This window comes from Promicromonospora sp. NPDC050880 (assembly GCF_044456525.1).
Taxonomy (GTDB): Bacteria; Actinomycetota; Actinomycetes; order Actinomycetales; family Cellulomonadaceae; genus Promicromonospora.
In genome coordinates this window covers 354,723-374,035 of the sequence record NZ_JBITFV010000003.1, presented here as the reverse complement: position 1 = coordinate 374,035, position 19,313 = coordinate 354,723, and the positions used below count along the sequence as shown (strand labels likewise).

Genomic DNA, 19,313 nt, shown 5'->3' with positions numbered 1-19,313 from the left:
CTATGGGGTCCTTGCCTGGCATAAAAGCGTCAACTCGGCGGGAATGTGTCATTTCATGCACGCAACGGGCAGGTAACGAAAAATTGACCCAACCGGTACGCCCCGGGAGCAAACTGTCGCCGCTGTCCAGGTTTAACCCGGTAGGCACTCGAACGGCCGACCCATGGAGGGTGACGCACGTGACGCTCGACCCCGCACCAGGTTCCGCCTCCGGCCTCGTCGTGTGCGTAGGCCTCCCGTCCGACCAGATCATCGAGATAGCGCACCTCCTGCGCGGTCGCGCCACGGTGCTCGCCACCCCCGACGCCGAGGGCGCCCGCGCCGTCCTCGCGAACCCGAACCCCGCCCCGGCCCAGCACCCGGGCCCGCTGCCAGGAACGGCCGGGCGCGGGCGCGGCGAGACGCCGGGCCGGTTCACCAACCCCGGCCCGCCGGACGAGCCCGGCTACGGCCGTCACATGCCCGACCGTCCCGGCGAGCCCGGGAACGAGGGCCTCCCGTCCCGCCCGCCGCTGGACCTGGTACCGGTCGCACTCTCGACGGCACCCGACGCCGCGGCCACCACCCCTGGCCGACGCTTCCGGCCGACGACCGGCGTCCTGGCGCAGGTCGCCCCCGCGACCCGGTGGGCGGCGGGCGGTCGCCGGGCCGGCCGCCCTGCGGCGTCTTCCGGCGTCGTCCCGACGAGCGGCGCCGTGCCCGTCGTCACGGGTGCGATCCCCATGGTCGCCCCGCCCACCCCGGAACCGCTGGTCGCCGGACCGCTGCTCGTGGACCTCGCGGGCCGCGAGGTCACGGCACGCGGCCGGCGCGTGTACCTGTCCGCGCGGGAGTTCGACCTGCTCGCGACGCTCGCGCTGGAGGCCGGGCGCGTGTGGTCGTTCGCCGAGCTCACGGCGCAGGTCTGGCAGCTGCCCTACCTCGGCGACTCCGACCCCGTGACCTCCGCGGTGAAGCGCCTGCGCAAGCGGCTAGCGCCGGTCCGGGACGTGGAGGTCGCGTCGGTACGCGGCGTCGGCTACCGGCTGACGGTGCAGGGGTGACGCCGACCGGCGTCAGGCGCCGGTCACCAGCCAGTGGTCGCCCCGGGCCCGCCAGCCCGTCGTGACGGCGCGGGCCGCCATGAACACGCCCGCGAACGCGAGCCAGAGCCAGGCCAGACCGTGCGCGCCGTCGGGCGCCCAGGCGGACACGGCCGCCGCGAACGGAAGGTACACCACCAGCGTGGCCATGCCGGCCCAGGCGAGGTAGCGCCCGTCGCCGGCCCCGATGAGCACTCCGTCGAGCACGAAGACCCAGCCGGCCATCGGCATCAGCACGCCGCACACGGCGATGCCGAGCGCGATGGCCACGCGCACCTGCGGGTCGGGCGAGAACAGCGGCGCGATCCACCACCCGGCGGCCGCGAGCACCACGCCGATCGCCGCGCCCGCCCCGACGCCCCACCGCAGGCAGCGGCCCAGCACCGAGCGCACGTGCCCGACGTCGCCCGCGCCGAGCCCGTGACCCACCAGCGCCTGCGCCGCGATGGCCAGGGCGTCGAGCGCGAACGCCGCGAGACCCCACAGCGAGCTGACGACCTGGTGTCCCGCGAGCGCGACCGCGCCCAGGTCGGTGGCCACGACCACGGTGACGAGGATCGCGGCGCGCAGGCTCAGGGTCCGGATCACCAGCGGGAGGCCGGCCCGCGCTCCCGACAGGATGCCCGCCCGGTGCGGGCGCAGGCTCGCGCCGCGGGCCCGGGCACCGCGCACGACGATCGCCCCGAGCACGACGGCCATCAGGAGCTGCGTGACGGCCGTCCCCAGACCCGAGCCCGCGATCCCCAGACCCGCGCCGTACACGAGCGCGATGTTGAGCACCGTGTTGAGCAGCGCGCCCGCTGCCGCGACGACCAGGGGCGTGCGGGTGTCGCGCAGGCCGCGCAGCACACCCGTCGCGGCCTGCACCACGAGCATCCCGGCGAGGCCCGGCGCCGACCACCGCAGGTACGTCACGGCCTGCCGCGCGACCTCGCCCTGCGCCCCCAGGGCGGTCACGGTCAGCGGGGCGGCGAGCAGGAGGGCGACGACCAGGACGACCCCGATGCCGAGCGCGAGCCACATCCCGTCGATCCCTGACTGCAGCGCCGCGCGTTCCTTGCCGGCGCCGGTCAGCCGGGCCACGGATGCCGTCGTCGTGTAGGCGAGGAAGATGCAGAGCCCGACGAGCGTGAGCAGCACGTTGCTCGCCAGCGAGAGGCCGGCGAGCTCGGCGGTGCCGAGGTGGCCCACCACGGCGCTGTCGACGAGCACGAAGACGGGTTCGGCGACGAGCGCACCAAGCGCCGGGACCGCCAGCGCGAGGATCTCCCGGTCGATGGACCGGCGCTGGACCGGGGTGTGGCGAGGCTCGCCCAACTTTCTTTCCTCCACAGGCTGGGATTAGCGTCGATGCAGGTCAAGAGGCATGTCGATGTTTTACACAGGGGTTATCCACATCTGGGGACAGGGTTGTCCACCCGCTGTGCACAGCCCTGGGCCACCTTTCCACATGGCTGTACACAGGCCCGTCCACAGGTCTCGTTGCGCTCGGTAGCGCAGGGGCCTAGCGTCAGCGGAGCCTGCCGACCGGCCGGGTGCCCGGCGGGGCTGTGGCGTGCGGCACGAGGGCGTGTCGGAGCCGACGTCCCGCAGGGTGTCAGTGGTCGAGGGTAGAACGGGTGTAGGACGGCGGTGCGTACGCGCGGCGTGCGCGACGGTGTCATGAACTGACGAAAGCTGGAGGGCCGGATGTCGATCGAAGAGCTCGAGTCGAGCTATTCCGGGGGCGGCCCCGGCTTCGACCGCACACCGCCGCAGGACGTCGCCGCCGAGATGAGCGTGCTGGGCGGCATGCTGCTGTCCAAGGACGCGATCGCCGACGTGATCGAGCAGATCCGCGGCAACGACTTCTACCGCCCGGCCCACGAGGCCGTCTACGACGCGATCATCGACCTCTACGGCCGCGGCGAGCCGGCGGACGCCATCACCGTGGTGGCGGAGCTCCAGCGCCGCGGCGAGCTCGGCCGGGTCGGCGGCGCCCCGTACATCCACGACCTCATGGCGGGTGTGCCGACGGCGGCCAACGCCGGGTACTACGCCAAGATCGTGCGGGAGCGCGCGATCATGCGGCGCCTCGTCGAGGCCGGCACCCGCATCGTGCAGATGGGCTACGCCACCGACGGCGGCGACGTGGACGACGTCGTGAACAACGCCCAGGCCGAGGTCTACGCCGTGACCGAGCGCCGCGCGGCGGAGGACTACCTGCCGCTCGCGGACATCATCGGCCCCACGTTCGACGAGATCGACGCGGCACAGGGCCGCGGCGAGGGCCTGACCGGCGTGCCCACCGGGTACTCCGACTTCGACCGGCTGACGAACGGCCTGCACTCGGGCCAGATGATCGTGGTGGCGGCCCGGCCTGCCGTGGGCAAGTCGGTGCTGGGGATCAACGTCGCCTCGCACGCGGCGATCCACCAGAACATGGCCTCGGTCATCTTCTCCCTGGAGATGAGCCGCAACGAGATCGTCATGCGTATGCTCGCGGCCGAGGCCCGCGTGCCGCTCACCAAGATGCGCAGCGGCAACATGGACGACGGCGACTGGCAGAAGCTCGCCGCCACCATGGGCAAGGTCTCCGACGCCCCGCTGTTCATCGACGACTCGCCGAACATGTCGCTGATGGAGATCCGAGCCAAGTGCCGGCGGCTCAAGCAGAAGCACGACCTCAAGCTGGTGGTCATCGACTACCTCCAGCTCATGTCGTCCGGCAAGCGCGTCGAGTCCCGCCAGCAGGAGGTCTCCGAGTTCTCGCGGTCGCTCAAGCTGCTCGCGAAGGAGCTCGAGGTGCCCGTGATCGCCATCTCCCAGCTGAACCGTGGCGCCGAGCAGCGCAGCGACAAGAAGCCGCAGATGTCCGACCTCCGTGAGTCCGGCTCCATCGAGCAGGACGCCGACGTCGTGATCCTGCTGCACCGCGAGGACGCCTACGAGAAGGAGTCGCCGCGCGCCGGCGAGGCCGACCTGATCGTGGCCAAGCACCGTAACGGCCCCACCGACGTGATCACCGTGGCGTTCCAGGGCCACTACCAGCGGTTCGTCGACATGCAGGTGTGACCCGCGGCGTCAGCTGAACTGCTGGAGACCGATCGCCGCCAGGAGCTCGACCTGTCCGGCGGCCTCGCTGCCGGGCGCGGCCGTGTAGACGAGCAGGCGCAGGTCGCTGTCGCGGACGGTGAGGATGTCGCACTCCAGGGTGATCGGCCCGATGTCGGGGTGCAGAAAGGTCCGGCTGACCGGCGCCGGCTGCGGCGGCACCCGCTGCTCCCACAGCTGCGCGAAGTCGGGGCTCACCTCCTGCAGCTCCGCGATGAGGCCGCGCAGCAGGGTGTCCTGCGGGTAGCGCACCCACGCCTCACGCAGGTCGGCGACGACCTCCAGCCGCAGGAGCCGTTCCTCCTCGTCGGTCCGCACGTACCGGGTGGGCGTGTTCATGAACGTCGTCCACGCGAGGTTCTGCTCCCGCAGCGGCAGCATCGTCGTGTCACCGGTCAGGGCGTAGCCCATGGCGTTCGAGACCACGCACTGCCACGACGCGTCGACCACGGTGACGGGCGTGTCGGTCAGCCGGTCCAGGATGCGCTGCACGCTCGGCGTGATGTGCCGCTTGATCTGCCCCGGCAGCGGTTCGGCCTGGTCCGCCAGCCGGAACAGGTGCGCGCGCTCCTGGTCGGACAGCCGGAGCACACGGGCCAGCGACATCAGCACCGAGCCCGACGGCTGCCCGGCGCGCCCCTGCTCCAGGCGTGCCAGGTACTCGACCGAGAGACCTGCGAGCTCCGCGACCTCCTGACGGCGCAGGCCCGGTACGCGGCGGCGCGGCCCCGCGGTCAGACCCGCCTCGGCCGGCGACACCCTGTCGCGCCACACACGCAGGCTGCCGGCAAGCTCCCGGGAGTTCACGACCACAGCACCAGTCGTACCACGCGGCGGTGCCGCGCAGGGTAGCCCTGTCAGTGCGCCCCTCGTGCGGTCCCTTTTGCCGCGGCGGGCACGCAACAAGACTCGTCGGCATGAGCACTGACACGACAGGAACGGCTCCGCAGACCGCAGGGATGACCCCCGACGAGCTGCGCGACTTCTACCGCCGGTACATCGAGCTGGCGAACAACCGCGACTTCGACCGCATGGCCGAGTTCGCGCACGACGAGGTCATCATGAACGGCACCCCGGTCTCCCGGGACGACATGGTGGCGGAGTTCCGCCGGCACACGGACGCCGTCCCGGACCTCTCCTGGGAGGTCCAGGAGCTGCTGGTCGACGGCACCCACGTGGCGGCCCGGCTCGTCGACACCGGCACACCGGTCGCCGAGTGGAACGGCCTCGCGCCCACCGGAGCGACCGTCACCTTCGCCGAGACCGCGTTCTACGAGGTCGTCGACGGCCGCTTCAAGCACATGTGGTACCTGATGGACGGGGTCGCACTGCAGGCCCAGCTCACCGCCCAGGGATGACCGGGGGACCGCCGGCGTGACACTGCGGGGCCGGTCCGGGCACAGGCCCGGGCCGGCCCCGCCGCCGCGCGACCGAGGCCGCGGCACACTAACGTCGGCACGTCAGGCACCCGCTGGACCTGCACGAGGAGGACGAACGATGGGTCTCTTCCGCCGAGGCACGCGCGGCCCCCGACCGAGCGCCGAGAACGCACCGACGACGGGACCTGTCGTGCCCGCCGAGAGCAGGTCGTCCCGGTTGTGGTCGGACGGCTTCGGCCGGGTCGGCACACGGTCGCTGCAGATCCTCGCCGTCCTCGCGGTCGTCGCCGTGGTCGTGTTCGTCGGCACCCGGCTGACCCTCGTGGTGATCCCCGTGCTCATCGCGCTGGTGCTGGCGGCCGCGATCTTCCCGCTGGTCTCGTTCCTCCGCCGGCACGGCTGGCCGTCGCTGCTCGCGACGTGGGTCTCGCTCCTGGCGCTGGTCGCACTGCTGTCGGCGATCGTCTGGCTCGTGGTGCGCGCCGTCGTCGACCAGTGGGACGAGCTGCAGACGCAGGCTCTCGACGGCTTCGACTCGCTGCAGACCTACGTCCAGGACCTGCCCTTCGACATCGGCGACGAGCAGATCGCGTCGCTGCGCGAGACCGCCGTGAGCTTCCTGCAGTCCGACGCCGTGGGTTCCGGCGCCATCGCGGGCGTCTCCCAGACCGCCGACTTCGTCGCGGGGTTCTTCATCATGATCGTCGTCCTGTTCTTCTTCCTGAAGGACGGCCCGGCGATGTGGGAGTTCCTGCTGCGGCCGTTCGAGGGCCACCGGTACGAGCGCGGACAGCGTGTCGGGGCGGCCACCGTCAGCACCCTGGGCGGTTACGTGCGCGGGACGGCGATCGTGGCGCTGGTCGACGCGGTCGGCATCGGGATCGGCCTGGCGATCGTGGGCGTGCCGCTCGTCATCCCGCTGTCCGTGCTGGTCTTCCTGCTCGCCTTCATCCCGCTGGTCGGCGCCACCGTGGCCGGCATCCTCGCGGCCCTGGTCACGCTGGTGGCGGTCGGGCCGATCGAGGCGCTGATCGTGGTCGCGATCGTCGTCGCCGTGAACCAGCTCGAGGGCGACTTCCTCCAGCCGATCGTCATGGGCCGCACCCTGCGCCTGCACCCGCTCGTCATCCTGTTCGCCCTGACGGCGGGCACGGTGCTCGCGGGCATCACCGGTGCGGTGCTCGCGGTGCCGATCGCCGCGTCGCTCTGGCGCGCGATCCAGGTGTGGGACGGGCCCGACCTGCCGGCGAAGTTCGCCCGGCAGAAGCGGGCCGAGACGGTCTGACGGCGCCTGCCCCGACGCGCCGGGGGGCTCAGCTCAGTGCGCGTAGCCGACCGGGCGCTCGCAGTCCGCCACCACCGCGCCGTCGGCGAGCAGGCGCACCCGGATCCACAGCTCCGTGCTGCGGGGGCCGGGCAGACCAGCGGCCTCGGCGACCTCGACCTGTGCCTCGTGGAGGTCGCCGTCCGGCGCGAGCCGGCGGCTGTGCGTGATCTGACCGGACTCCGACAGGTCGGCCCTCTCACCGGTGCCGAGGTTCCAGGAGCGTGACACCCGGGGACCGTCGCCCGAGGCGGGGCGGGCGTCGAGCTCGACGCGGTACCTGACGTCGCGTGCCGACGGAGCACTCACCCAGGTGAGCATCGCACCAGGGAGGGCCGTGCGGTGCTCCCGCACGGTCCACAGCCGGCGCTCCTGGTCCACCGCGACGGACCCGCCCAGCCGGATCTCGCCCGTCGTCAACGCGGGCCCGGCGCCGTCCGCGTCGCACGCGGCGGGCTCCACGACGGTCGACACGCTGGCGCTGCTCAGCGGCACGCACCCGTACCCCAGCCCCAGCACGACGACGACGAGCGCCGCCGCGTGCACGAGGACCCGGGGCCTGTGCGGCAGGTCGGGAAGCGCGGGTACCACCACGGTGCCGACGATCGCGTCGGCGAACGTCTGCCGCTTCCGGTGCCAGAGAGGGCGCAGGTATCCGATGAGCAGCAGCGCGTCGAGCAGGTGGAGCGCCCACCGCGCCAGGGTCGTCCACACGCCGGCCGGGCCGGCCAACCGTTCGTCGACGACACGGATACCGACGACGAGCTTGCCCGGCGTCCACCCGGTGGTGCCCTGCAGCACCAGGAGGAGCGCGACGGCACCCACGGGAACCAGGACCAGCGGGCTGCTCGGCCAGCCGTCGCCGTCCGGCCCGAGGTACGGCGTGAGCGTCGGCTGAGCGACACCCGTGCCGAGCGCCAACCACGTGACGCCGGCCAGGACGGCGTCGTCGAGCAGTGCAGCCAGGACACGTTGCCACCACGCCGCGTAGGTCGGCCGCGGGTCGCCCGTCGGCAGGAGAGCGGTGTCCGGCACGACGTCGGACACTACGTGGCCGCCCGTCCGGCTCGGGGACGTGTCCGGGCTGTTCATGCCCGAATCCTGGCAGATCGACCGGGCCAGGCCCAGGCCACGGCGAGGAGCTCCCTCCGCGCTAGAGGCGTGCGAGGCGCGCCCGCGCGAACGAGTACCCGCCGTACGCAGCGATCCCCACGGCGGTCACCAGCAGCAGCACCGGGCCGAACGGCTGGTCGCGCAGGGTGCGCAGGGCCTCGTCCAGGCCACCGGCCTGCTCCGGGTCGGTCGTGACGGCGGCGGCCACCACCAGGGCGCCGACCACGCCGAGTGCGATGCCCTTGGCGACGTACCCCGTCTGTCCGAGCCGCACCACGACCGGGGCCACCGCGCTCCCGCCCGTCCCGACGAGGTCGCGCAGGAACGTCTTCCGGGCCCCCTTGACGACGTGGTACGCACCGACGCCGACGATCGCCAGGCCCACGGCGCCCACCAGCAGCACCCCGCCCGGCACCGCCAGCACCCGGGCCGTCAGGCTCTCCTCGCTGCTGCCGGATCCGCCGGCACCTTGCGCGATCCGGGCCCCGCTCGTCGCCAGCGCGCCGTAGAGCACGGCCTTCGCCACGCTCTTGGTGCGGGCGCCCACCTGGTTCCGCACGGTGGGCGCACCGAGGAGAGCGGTGGCGAGCTGCCACAGGGCGAGCGCGGCGAAGCCCACGGCGACGGCCCAGAGCAGCACGTCGCCGCCGGGCGCCCGGGCGAGCGTCCGGAAGGCACCCGACTCGTCCGCCTCACCGGCCGGACGACCGAGCGCGATCTGCGCGGCGAGCCACGCGACCAGCAGGTGCAGCACACCCGAGGCCACGTAACCCGCGCGGGCCAGGGCACGGACGGTACCGCTCGCCCGGGCCCGTCGCACGGCGTCCGCGCCGTCGGCGAAGGAACTCTGGGACACGTCGACACCTCCGTGGGCCGCATGGGTCGCGACGCGATCAACAGTCGCGCATTTCGGCTGAATTCGCACGCGACGCCCGCGCCGGTGAGGGCGGGACGCCGGCTCAGTCCGCTGCGGCCGGCTCGCCGACCGTCAGCCCTGCCAGCAGCTCCGCCGCTGCGCGGGGCCGCACCAGCCACATCAGGTGGCTCGACTCCAGGGTGTGCACGTCGTACGGGTTGCCCGGCGTGAGCACGTCCCCCTCGCGGATCATCCGGTCCTGCATCGCGGGCGGGATGCTCGTGTCCGCGCTCAGACGCACGTAGGTCCGCGGGATCGTGCCCCAGGTGTCCGCCCGAGCCCGGTCCGCCGACGAGCCCACGTCCAGGTTCTCGTCCGGCTGGAAGGAGTTGAGGAACACCCGGAACTCGTCGTCGGTGCCGTCGGCGAGGAACGCCTCCTTGAGACCGGCGAGCACGGCCGGTTCGGCCGTGCGGAAGTTGGACCGCAGCAGGCCGACGGCGGCCGGGTCTGCGGCCAGCGCGCCCGCGAGCGCCGCGGCGTCGACCGAGGCCATCTCCGGTTCGGCGTAGTAGTCGCCCACGGGCAGGTCCACCGGGGCCCAGGCGGAGACGTACACGATCCGGTCGACCAGGTCGGGGCGGGCGTTGCCGACGGCGGTCAGCGTGATCCCGCCCCGGCTGTGGCCCACCAGCACGACGGGCCCGTTGCGCCGAGCGCGTTCGAGCACCTCGATCACGCGTGCCGCATTGTCCGCCAGGGTCACCCCCTTGATGCTGCCGGGCGTGGTCGCGAGAGCCGCGCCGTCCTGCGGGGCCTGGTAGGCGGCGGGGTAGGTCGCCTCGAACCCGTGGCCCGGCAGGTCGACGGCGGCCGAACGGTGGCCGAGCAGCGCGAGCTCCGCCTGGAGGGGCGCGAACGAGAACGAGTTGGCGAACGCGCCGTGGACCAGCACGAAGGTCGGAGACATGGGGCCCGATGCTAGCCGAGGCCGGGGACGGTCAGTCGCTCGTCCCCCTGACGAGCCGGTCCATGCTGGTCCCGTCCGCGAGGCCGATGATGTTGCCCGCCGGGTCGGTGAACCAGGCACCGTCACCGCCCTCCATGAAGCCGCGGGCGATGCCCTTCTCGTCCTGGTCGAACCCCTCGTACCGTTCGAAGGTCACGCCGCGGGCGGCGAGCTCGTCCACGACCGGGTCGACGTCGTCGACCAGCAGGTGCATGACCGTGAACGTCGCCGGCCGGTGGTTCTCCTTGGGGTAGACGAACACCGGGATGTCGTGGGGCAGGTGCAGCACGAGGCCGCCGCCGTCGCCGACCACCGTGACGGGGAGCCCGAGGGTGTCCGCGTAGAAAGTGCGTGCCGCGTCGAGGTCGTCCGCCGAGAAGCTGGAGAACCCGCGCCGTGTGGTGACCATGTCGTCTCACTCCTTCGTGACCGCCGGCGAGGTGGCCCCCTGCGCGCCGGACACTTCCAGGTTGGCACCGCCCGGCTCGGGCGCAAGGGGCCGGGAGCCGTCGGCCGGGACTTCACCCCCAGGTCTCGGCGCGCATCACCGCCCGGCGGTCCGTGGGCCGGCTCACCTCCACGAAACCAGCGGACCCGAACATGCCTACCGTGCCGACGAACAGCTCATCGCTGCCGGGTTTCCGGTCGGCCCGCGGCAGCAGCGGGTAGCCCTCGACCGCCGTCGCGCCGTGCCCGCGGGCGTGGTCGACGGCGGCGCGGGCGAGCGCGGTACCGATGCCCTGGCGCCGGTAGCCCTTCCGCGTGACGAAGCACGTCACCGACCACACGGACGGGTCCTCCGGGTCCTCGTCCCGGCCGGCCCAGACCAGCCGCGACGTACGCAGCCGTGGGTACGCGGTGCGCGGCTCGACCGCGCACCATCCGGCGGGCTCGTCGTCCAGGTAGGCGACCAGCCCGCTGGTCGACGACGCGGCCGGGCGCCCGCAGGCCGTCTGCTCCGCGAACCGCCGCCGGCGTTCCGGTCCGTCCAGGGCGTCGAACTCAGCGCTGGGTGCCTTGAACCACTGGCACTGGCACCATTCCGGGGCCCCGCGGTCGCCCAGCACCACCTGAAGGTCGTCCCAGGACACCTCGTTGGCGGGCCGGACGGTGATCACTGGCCCACGCGGCCGTCGACGCGCTCGCGAAGGATGTCCGCGTGGCCGCAGTGTCGCGCGTACTCCACGACGTGCGACATGATGCCGTCCCGGAGCTGGAGGTCGGCGCCCTCCGGGCCGAGGTCGGAGGCTCCGGCGTTCCACGCCGAGAGGTCGGTGACGCCGTCGAGGTACCGGTCGGTGGCCGCCGTCTCGGCACGCCAGCGGCGCCAGGCGTCGTCGACCACAGACTGCTCGGCCACGGCGCCGTTCCAGTCGCCGTCGCGGTCCTCGTCGGTCCGGTAGATCGCCGGCGCGTCCTCGCCGGCCAGGACACGCCGGATGTGGCGTTCGCCGTCGGTGAGGTGCCGCAGCAGCCCGAGCAGGGACATGGTGGACGGCGGCGCGGAGCGGCGGGCGAGCTGCTCGGCGTCGAGCCCTGCGCACTTCATCTCGAGGGTGAGCCGGTAGTAGCGGAGGTATTCGAGCAGCATGCCGCGCTCGTCGGTGAGCGGGGTGTCGGTCTCGCGCGGGTCGTCGTCGGGGTCGGTCCACATGTCAGGGAAGACCGTGGCGTCGGTCCAGCGGGTCGTCTCGGGCTCCTCGGCCCGTTCCTGTGGCTCCATGCCACCAGAGTGGCCCCGCGGCAGGACCGGCCGCCACGGGAATACGGCCGCCCTCGCCCGCCGCGAGCGGGCGAGGGCTGCCGGTCACGCCTGGTAGCGGTACGCGTCCCACACGCCGAGCAGGTACTGGATGCCCAGCGCCCGGTCGTAGAGGCCGTAGCCGGGGCGGGGCTTGTTGGTGGTGTTCTCGTCCCACAGGTGCCGGCCGTGGTCGGGCCGGATGTACCCCTGGTAGTCCGCCTCGGCGTACGCCTTCATGATCCCGGTGGTGTCGACGCTGCCCTCGCACGCGCGGTGCGCCACCTCGGTGAAGTCGCCGTTGTCGAAGTGCTTGATGTTGCGCACGTGGCTGAAGTGGATGCGGTCCATGAACGTCCGCACCGCGTCGACGGCGTCGTGCTCCGGGTTGGCGGAGAAGCTGCCCAGGCAGAGCGTCAGGCCGTTGTACGGGCTGGGGTTCAGGTCGAGCACGCGGGCGATGCCCTCCGTGGTGGAGACCACGCGCGGCCAGCCGAACACGTCGAAGGGCGGGTCGTCCGGGTGCACGCCGAGCTTCACGTCGACCTCCTCGCACACGGGGATCACGGCGTCCAGGAAGTACTTGTAGTTGACGTACATGTCGTCGTGCGTGACGCCCTCGTAGGCGGCGTTGAGCTCGTGGAAGCTCGCTAGCCGCTCGGGCTCCCAGCCCGGCAGGGTGAGGCCGTGGGTGTTGGCCTCCATGTCGGCGATCAGGCTCTCGGGCGACATCTGGTCGACCACTGCCTTCTCGTAGTACAGGGCGGTCGAACCGTCGGGCAGCGGGTGCCACAGGTCGGTGCGCAGCCAGTCGAAGACGGGCATGAAGTTGTAGCAGACCACCTTCACACCCGCCCGGCCGAGCCGGCGGATCGTGGTCACGTAGTTCTCGATCGCCTCGTCCCGGCTCAGGCCGAGCACGGTGCGGCCGAGCTTGATCGACTCGTGCACGTTGACCGACTCGACCACCTCGGCATCGAACGTCTTCGTGATGCCCTGGGCCCGCGCCGCGTCCGACAGGCCCTGGATCTTGGCGATCTCGGCGTCGATCTCGGCCTGCTCCCACACCTCGCCGGCCTGCTTGTGGTGCAGGCTCCACACGATGGTCTCCACGCCAGGGATCTGGCGCACGTGATCCAGCGTCACGGTGTCGTTGCCCTCGCCGTACCAGCGGAAGCCCATCTTCACAGCGGTTCTCCTCGTCGTCGTTGTCCAGCCGCTCTTGTATACATGATGCCCGCCCCGGCGAGCGGGGCGGGCATCGTGCTCACGGAGTGGTTGGCCGGGCGCGGCTCAGAGCGCGGTGAAGCGCAGGCGCATCCGGAAGGGTGCCGCGTGGAGCTGAGCGTTCGGCAGCACGCCCGGACCGCACGCCGCGCTGCCGACGCCGTGCTGCGCGACGTCGAGGTGCAGCCACAGCCGGCCGTCCGGCACGAGCTCGTGCGGGTGCGCCGCCCGGTCGAGCGCCTCGTCGGACCACGGGCGCAGGGACAGCTCGAAGCCGACCTGCGGACGACCCCCGACGCTCGTCCCGCCCGAGTCGACCCGCAGGCCCGAGCCGTCCGCGAAGGACAGGACGGCGCTGGTCACGCCCCGTCGTGCGCCGTTCTCCTGCGGGTGCGTGTACCGGGTCTGCCAGCCGGCGACCGTGTGCTCCCACGCCCCGCCGAGCGCCGCCTTCCTGGAGTCCGCGTACGACTCGTCCGGGCCGAGACCGGTCCAGCGCACCCCGGCGTCGGCGGCCCGGGGCTCGTCGAGCGCGAGCAGCAGACCGAGGCGCGCGACGCTCTGCGGCCAGCGCCCCTCCGGGCGCACGTCCAGGAGCAGGTCGACGGCGTCCGGCGCGTCCGTGACCGGCTGCCACGTGGAGCGCGTGGCGAAGCCCGCGCGCGTCGTCGGGCCCGCGACGCGCGCGTCGATCTCCAGCGCGCCGTCCTCCCGCACCACGACCCCGGCCTTGCGCTCGGACAGCAGGTGCAGGCCGGCGCTGCGCCACACGTCGGCGTCGGACAGGCCGCGCCACATGCCGGCGCGGCGGTCGTTGTCGGTGGGTGCGCGCCAGGCGTCCACCCGGAAGGCGTGCACCTCGCGGCCCGCGAGCGACCGCAGGCCGCCGCGGCGGTCGAAGCGCGCCGGGCCCGCCGAGTACCCGCCGTCGGTCTCGACGGCCACCCGGCCGGACGGCGCGGGCAGCGGCGCCGGCTCCACGAGCAGGAGCTGCCCCGACCCGAGCACGAACCCGGGCTCCAGCCACGCCTCCTCCAGCGCGTCGGCCTTCTCCTGCACGGCCCGCAGCGTCCACCAGACCGGCGCGGCGCCGGGCTCCGGCAGGGTCAGGTCGGCCGGCGGGCGGACGACGGCCTCGGCCCCGGCGTCCAGCACCAGGTCGAGAGTGCCCGTGGCCAGCTCCTCGTCGCCGCGGTGCAGCGTCCAGCACAGCTCCGCGTGGCTCGTGTCCCGGAACACGTACCGGTTGCGCACCAGCAGGGAGCCGTCCGGCTGTGCGTCGATCCGGACCGGCGAGAACACCGCCGCCGTCTCCAGCAGACCCGGGGAAGGGGTCCGGTCGGGCAGGAGCAGGCCGTCGGCGATGAACGTGCCGTCGTGGAACCGCTCGCCGAAGTCGCCGCCGTACGCCGAGAACAGGTTGCCCTCGGCGTCCGTGCGGGTCAGGCCGTGGTCGATCCACTCCCAGATGAACCCGCCCATCAGGCGGGGGTACCGGTCGAACAGCGCGTCGTAGTCGGACAGGCCGCCCGGGCCGTTGCCCATGGCGTGCGCGTACTCGCACTGCAGGAACGGCATGCCCCGGCGGCGGGCGTCGGCGTCGGCGCGCTCCAGCTCGGGCTCGATGCCCTGCCCGACGAGGTTCACGTACTCGGTCTCGGCGTACATCCGCGAGTAGACGTCCACGTGCTCGCTGGACCAGTCGCCCTCGTAGTGGATCGGGCGGCTCGGGTCGAGCGCGCGCACGGCGGCGGCCATGGCGGGCACGTTGATGCCGCTGCCCGCCTCGTTGCCGAGCGACCACAGGACGATGCTCGCGTGGTGGCCGTCGCGGCGCACCATCCGGGTGACGCGGTCGACGAGCACCTCGGTCCAGCCCGGGTCGTCGACCGGGTTGCCCTCCCAGCCCCGGTCGTCCGTGAAGCCGTGCGTCTCCAGGTCGTTCTCGTCGATGACGTAGAGGCCGTACCGGTCGCACAGGTCCAGGAAGTGCGGGTGCGGCGGGTAGTGGCTCGTGCGGACGGCGTTGATGTGGTGCCGCTTCATGAGCAGCACGTCCTCGAGCATCCGCTCCGGGTTCACCGACCGCCCGCGCAGCGGGTCGAACTCGTGCCGGTTCACGCCGCGCAGCGTGACCGCCCGGCCGTTGACCAGGAACACGCCGTCCTCGATCGAGACGGTGCGGAAGCCGACGGCGAGCGTCACCGTCTCGGTCTCGGTCGTGACCACGACGTCGTAGAGCCGCGGGCGCTCGGCGCTCCAGGGCTCGACGGCCACCTGGACCTCCTCGCCCGACACCGCCTCGACGCCGAGCTCCGGCACGGCGACCCGGGCGGCCACGGCGTCCCGGCCGTCGCCCGCGGTGCGGCCGTCCAGGGGGAAGGCGTCCACGGTGAAGGCGTCCACGCGCAGCGTGCCCGTGCCGGTCGTGTGGTCGTAGGCGGCCTGCACGCGCACGTCGTCGAGCGCGCCGTCGGGACGGTGCTCCAGCGACACGCTGCGGAAGATGCCCGAGAGCCACCACTGGTCCTGGTCCTCGACGTACGACATCGCCGACCACTTGGTGACCCGTACCGCGAGCAGGTGGTCGGTGCCGGGCCGCAGCCGGCCGGTCAGGTCCACCTCGGTGGGCAGCCGGGAGCCGTGCGACGTCGCGAGCAGCTCGCCGTCGAGCGCCACCTGGAACCACGAGTCCACCCCCTCGAAGCGCAGCAGGGTGCGGCCGCCCTCGGGCCAGTCCGCCGGGAGCCGCAGCGTGGTGCGGTACTCGCCGGTCGGGTTGTCGTCGGGCACGTGGGGCGGCTCGATCGGGAACGGGAAGGTCACGTTGTTGTACTCGGGCACGCCGTACGGCCAGGCGTGCGGGGCCTGCGCGAGCTGCCAGTGGCCGGGCACGGCCAGACGGTCCCAGCCGTCCCCCGGCTCCGCACGGTCCACGCCCGTGTCGGGGTGCGGGAACAGCCGGAACCGCCACTCCCCGTCGAGCGACACCGTCACGGCGCTCGACGCTCCGGCCGGCGGGCGGAACCGCGGCGCGACCACGCCGTCCGGCACGGCAACGGTCTCGTGGGTGATGGTCATGACTCCTCCAGGCGACGTCGGTCGGGGAAGCGCACGAGCGGGAGCGCCGGTCGAGACGCTACACCCGCGGGTGTTCAACGTTGCAGGCCGTGATCACCGGCCGTCGCCCGCTCGCGGGACACCGGCTCCGCAGGCGACCGAGGCCGTCCGGACCCACCATGAGCAGATGGCCGGCCTGCTGGACACCGTTCGCTCCCTGATCGCGCCGCTGACGCGCACACGGGCCTTCCGTGCCGTCGGCCCGGTGCTGCTGCCGCCCCTCGAACGGGCGGTCGCCTGGTGCTCCGGCGGGCGCCTGCAGGTGAGCGCGCTGCTCGTGCCCTCCCTCGTGCTGCACTCGACCGGGGCGCGGACGGGCCGGCAGCGGGACACGTACCTCATGTACACCCCCGACGGACCGGGGCGCGCGATCGTCGCGGGCTCGGCGTTCGCCCAGGATCGGCACCCCGCCTGGACCTACAATCTGCTGGCCCACCCGGAGGCGAGCATCAGCGTGCACGGCCGTCGCATCCCCGTCCGGGCCACGCTCGTGAGCGACGACGAGCGTGACGCCGTCTGGGCGCAGATCGAGCGGCAGTGGCCGGGGTACCGGCAGTACGAACGGACGTCCGGCCGCGTGGTGCGCCTGTTCCGCCTGGAGCGGCTGCCCCGGACGTAACCTCGGAGGTATGGCCTACGACCAGACCCTCGCCGACGAGGTGCGGCACGCCCTGGCCGGTGAGCCCGGGCTCTCCGAGAAGCGCATGTTCGGCGGGCTGTCGTTCCTGGTGGACGGCACCCTCGCCGTGGCGGTGCGCGGCGACGGGCTGCTGGTCCGGGTGGGCGCGGACGCCGCCGAGGAGCTGGCCGGCACCACGGCCGCCCGCCGCGCCGTGATGGGCGCCCGGACCATGGCGGGCTGGCTGGACGTCCCGGCGGACGCGCTCGGCTCCGAGCCGGAGGTGACCGCGTGGGTGGGTCGCGGGGTGGCCTGGGCCCGGACGCTGCCGGCCACGTAGTGCTACCGGCAGTGCCCGACGCCGGTCAGCCCCGCTGCCGCGCCAGCATCTCCCCGATCACGCGCGCCCCCTCGGGGAACGCCCCCGGGTTCGGGCCGGAGTAGTTGAGCCGCAGGAAAGCCCCCGTCGGCTCGGCCGGGAACCACTCGTCACCCGCCGCGACCACCACGCCCGCCGCCTCGCAGTCCCGGACCAGCCGGGCGAGGTCCGTCGTGTCGGGGAGCCGTACCCACAGATTGAGGCCGCCCTGCGGCACCGCCTCGACCTGCGCCTCCGGCACGTGCTCGCGCAGCGCCGCGAGCAGCAGGTCACGGCGCCCCGCGAGCTGCTGACGCAGACCACGCAGGTGGGTGCGCCAGGCAGGCTGGGTCACGACGTCGAGCGCCACGGCCTGGAGCATGCCGCTCACGTACATCGACTCGGCCTGCGCGCCGGCGAGGATGCGGTCGCGCGCGGGCCCGCGCGCGACGAGCCCGGCCACCCGCACCGCCGGCGACACGCTCTTGGCCAGCGAGCGCACATAGACCACGTGCCCGGCGTCGTCGCGGGCGGCGAGCGGCACCACGTCCTCGGTCAGGCCGAAGTCGTGCGCCCAGTCGTCCTCGATCACGTACGCGCCGTGCTGCCGGGCCAGCCGCAGCACCTCGTCGGACAGCGCCGCCGTCCAGCGCGCCCCGCTCGGGTTGGCGAAGTGCGGCTGCGCGTACAGGGCCCGTGCCCCGGTCTGCTCGAACGCACGCGCGAGTGCCTCCGCGTCGGGGCCGCCGGGGCCGCTGGGCACCGGCACCACCTGCACGCCCACCTGCTCGGCGGCCAGCAGGGCACCCCAGTAGGTGGGCGACTCCACCAGCAGTGGGCGACCCTCGCCCACCAGGGCCCGGAACGTGATGCTCAGGCTGCTCTGGCTACCGGGAAAGACGACGACGTCGCTCGGCGCGGGCGGTGCGACGCCGACGGGTGCGGCACCACCCACCTCGGCCGCGAACCAGGCCTGGAGCGCCGGCTCGCCCGCCGCGGGCGACCGGGTCACCGCGGCGTCGGTGCGCGCCGCCCGGATGAAGGCGGCGCGGACCAGGCGCTCGGGCAGGAGCTCGCGGTCCGGATAGCCGGAGTGCAGCGCGACGACGTCGTTCGGCACGGTGTGCTGTGCGCGGGAGAGCTGCTGGGCGGGCTTCGGCCGGGGCCCGAGCGCCGCCGTCTGCCAGCCGAAGTCGTGGGGGCGGGCCACCCGCACGGCTCGCACGAACGCCCCGACGCCGGGCCGGGTCTCCACGACTCCCTGCGCCACGAGGGTGCGCAGCGCCTTCTGCACGGTGAGCGGGCTCGCGCCGTACCGCGTCACCAGCTCCCGGCTGGACGGCAGCCGCGCGCCCGGTGCGGCGTCCGCGATCCACTCGCGCAGCCCGGCGACGATGCGACCGCTGCTATCGTCATACATGACAGCCAACAGTAGCGCTACCCTCGCGGTGCGCAGGCCGCTATCGACCCCGGGCGCCGGGCTCTGGTGGGGGCTCCTCGGGGTCCTGGCGTTCTCGTTCACCCTCCCCTTCACGCGCGTGGTGGTCGGCGGCGGCGCCATGTCGCCGCTGTTCGTGTCCTGCGGGCGGGCCGTGGTCGCGGCGGTGCTGGCCTCGGCCGCCCTCGCGATCACCCGGCAGCGCCGGCCGGGTGGCACGCAGTGGGCCCGGCTCGCGGTCGTCGCGGGCGGGGTGGTGGTCGGCTTCCCGGTGCTGACGTCGTTCGCGCTCACCACGGCACCGGCCGGCCATGCCGCGGTGGTGGTCGCGCTGCTGCCCGCGGTGACCGCGGTGCTGGTGGTGCTGCGCGGGCACGAGCGGCCCCGCGCCTCGTTCTGGGTCATGGCGGCGCTGGGCGCGGTCGCGGCGATCACCTTCGCCTCGGTCCAGGGTGGCGGGCTCGGCGGGCTGCACGGGTCCGACCTGCTGCTCCTCGCCGCCGTCCTCGCGTGCGGGTTCGGCTACGCGGAGGGCGGGCTGCTCTCCCGTGAGCTCGGCTCCTGGCAGACGATCTCCTGGGCGCTCGTGCTCGCCGCCGTGCCGATGACGCTGCTCACAGCGGTCTCGGTGGTGCGGCAGCCGCCGTCGGGCAGCCTGCTCGACTGGGCGCTGTTCGGCTACCTGGGGACCGTGAGCATGTTCCTGGGCTTCGTGGCCTGGTACCGCGGGCTCGCGATCGGACCGATGGCGCAGGTCAGCCAGGTGCAGCTGGTCCAGCCCGTGCTGGGTATCGGCTGGGCGGCGCTGCTGCTGCACGAGCAGGTGGGCTGGCCCACGGTGCTCGGCGGAGCGGCGGTCATCGTCTGCGCGGGCGTCGCCGTGCGGTCCCGGCTGCGGCAGCCCGGCTGAGGCGCACCGCCGGCGTCGGGCAGACTGGGGCGCACGTCCCGTCC

At 73.4% G+C, this 19,313-nt stretch carries 18 protein-coding genes; 7 read left to right on the top strand and 11 right to left on the bottom strand.

The features are described from left to right. Positions 1-179: 179 nt before the first annotated feature. Positions 180-1,043, top strand: coding sequence for a winged helix-turn-helix domain-containing protein (locus ACIBBF_RS08405; protein WP_397412412.1), 864 nt, complete (start codon positions 180-182; stop codon positions 1,041-1,043). Positions 1,044-1,055: 12 nt separating this feature from the next. Here the strand turns inward: ACIBBF_RS08405 and ACIBBF_RS08400 are convergent, their stop codons facing one another. After that, positions 1,056-2,399 carry an MATE family efflux transporter gene (locus ACIBBF_RS08400; RefSeq protein ID WP_397412410.1) on the bottom strand — a complete coding sequence of 448 codons (1,344 nt, stop codon included), beginning with the start codon at positions 2,397-2,399 and terminating at the stop codon, positions 1,056-1,058. Positions 2,400-2,771: 372 nt separating this feature from the next. On the opposite strand from ACIBBF_RS08400, the gene dnaB reads away from it, so the two are divergent. After that, entirely contained in the window at positions 2,772-4,136 is a 1,365-nt protein-coding gene (gene dnaB / locus ACIBBF_RS08395; RefSeq protein WP_397412408.1) for a replicative DNA helicase, read from the top strand. Between the two features lie 9 nt (positions 4,137-4,145). On the opposite strand, the gene ACIBBF_RS08390 is transcribed toward dnaB, so the two are convergent. Beyond that, positions 4,146-4,988, bottom strand: a complete 843-nt coding sequence (locus ACIBBF_RS08390) for a helix-turn-helix transcriptional regulator (protein WP_397412406.1) — start codon at positions 4,986-4,988, stop codon at positions 4,146-4,148. Positions 4,989-5,092: 104 nt separating this feature from the next. Here ACIBBF_RS08390 and ACIBBF_RS08385 point away from each other — a divergent pair, with 104 nt between their 5' ends. Together ACIBBF_RS08385 and ACIBBF_RS08380 are read left to right on the top strand one after the other, a co-directional pair. Then, the gene (locus ACIBBF_RS08385) at positions 5,093-5,533 is read left to right on the top strand and encodes an ester cyclase (protein ID WP_397412404.1); all 441 of its coding nucleotides are present in this window, start codon (positions 5,093-5,095) and stop codon (positions 5,531-5,533) included. Positions 5,534-5,672: 139 nt separating this feature from the next. Continuing rightward, positions 5,673-6,839: an AI-2E family transporter gene (locus ACIBBF_RS08380; protein ID WP_397412402.1), complete on the top strand. Its 1,167-nt coding sequence runs from the start codon at positions 5,673-5,675 to the stop codon at positions 6,837-6,839. A gap of 33 nt (positions 6,840-6,872) precedes the next feature. Here ACIBBF_RS08380 and ACIBBF_RS08375 read toward each other — a convergent pair whose 3' ends face one another. From ACIBBF_RS08375 to ACIBBF_RS08340, 8 genes are all read right to left on the bottom strand, one after another. Beyond that, the gene (locus ACIBBF_RS08375) at positions 6,873-7,970 is read right to left on the bottom strand and encodes an RDD family protein (protein ID WP_397412400.1); all 1,098 of its coding nucleotides are present in this window, start codon (positions 7,968-7,970) and stop codon (positions 6,873-6,875) included. A gap of 61 nt (positions 7,971-8,031) precedes the next feature. After that, positions 8,032-8,847 (bottom strand): DUF1206 domain-containing protein, encoded by an 816-nt coding sequence (locus tag ACIBBF_RS08370; protein WP_397412398.1) that lies wholly within the window; start codon positions 8,845-8,847, stop codon positions 8,032-8,034. A 103-nt stretch (positions 8,848-8,950) separates the two neighbouring features. Beyond that, positions 8,951-9,817, bottom strand: a complete 867-nt coding sequence (locus ACIBBF_RS08365; RefSeq protein WP_397412396.1) for an alpha/beta fold hydrolase — start codon at positions 9,815-9,817, stop codon at positions 8,951-8,953. Between the two features lie 31 nt (positions 9,818-9,848). Continuing rightward, on the bottom strand, positions 9,849-10,265 hold the full coding sequence (locus tag ACIBBF_RS08360) for a VOC family protein (RefSeq protein WP_397412394.1): 417 nt from the start codon (positions 10,263-10,265) through the stop codon (positions 9,849-9,851). Positions 10,266-10,377: 112 nt separating this feature from the next. Further along, positions 10,378-10,974: a GNAT family N-acetyltransferase gene (locus ACIBBF_RS08355; protein ID WP_397412392.1), complete on the bottom strand. Its 597-nt coding sequence runs from the start codon at positions 10,972-10,974 to the stop codon at positions 10,378-10,380. Continuing rightward, on the bottom strand, positions 10,971-11,579 hold the full coding sequence (locus ACIBBF_RS08350; protein ID WP_397412390.1) for a DinB family protein: 609 nt from the start codon (positions 11,577-11,579) through the stop codon (positions 10,971-10,973). Before ACIBBF_RS08350 ends, ACIBBF_RS08355 begins: the two co-directional genes overlap by 4 nt. Positions 11,580-11,663: 84 nt before the next feature. Then, entirely contained in the window at positions 11,664-12,779 is a 1,116-nt protein-coding gene (gene uxuA, locus ACIBBF_RS08345) for a mannonate dehydratase (protein ID WP_397412692.1), read from the bottom strand. 111 nt (positions 12,780-12,890) lie between these two features. Beyond that, positions 12,891-15,905 (bottom strand): glycoside hydrolase family 2 TIM barrel-domain containing protein, encoded by a 3,015-nt coding sequence (locus ACIBBF_RS08340; RefSeq protein ID WP_397412388.1) that lies wholly within the window; start codon positions 15,903-15,905, stop codon positions 12,891-12,893. Between the two features lie 166 nt (positions 15,906-16,071). Between ACIBBF_RS08340 and ACIBBF_RS08335 the strand changes: the two genes are divergently transcribed. Together ACIBBF_RS08335 and ACIBBF_RS08330 are read left to right on the top strand one after the other, a co-directional pair. Then, positions 16,072-16,563 carry a nitroreductase family deazaflavin-dependent oxidoreductase gene (locus tag ACIBBF_RS08335; RefSeq protein WP_397412386.1) on the top strand — a complete coding sequence of 164 codons (492 nt, stop codon included), beginning with the start codon at positions 16,072-16,074 and terminating at the stop codon, positions 16,561-16,563. Between the two features lie 10 nt (positions 16,564-16,573). Then, entirely contained in the window at positions 16,574-16,903 is a 330-nt protein-coding gene (locus tag ACIBBF_RS08330) for a TfoX/Sxy family protein (RefSeq protein WP_397412384.1), read from the top strand. Positions 16,904-16,928: 25 nt separating this feature from the next. On the opposite strand, the gene ACIBBF_RS08325 is transcribed toward ACIBBF_RS08330, so the two are convergent. Next, positions 16,929-18,341 (bottom strand): PLP-dependent aminotransferase family protein, encoded by a 1,413-nt coding sequence (locus tag ACIBBF_RS08325; protein WP_397412382.1) that lies wholly within the window; start codon positions 18,339-18,341, stop codon positions 16,929-16,931. On the opposite strand from ACIBBF_RS08325, the gene ACIBBF_RS08320 reads away from it, so the two are divergent. Further along, positions 18,340-19,269: a DMT family transporter gene (locus tag ACIBBF_RS08320; protein ID WP_397412380.1), complete on the top strand. Its 930-nt coding sequence runs from the start codon at positions 18,340-18,342 to the stop codon at positions 19,267-19,269. The two genes, ACIBBF_RS08325 and ACIBBF_RS08320, sit on opposite strands and share 2 nt — an antisense overlap. The last annotated feature ends 44 nt before the right edge of the window (positions 19,270-19,313 follow it).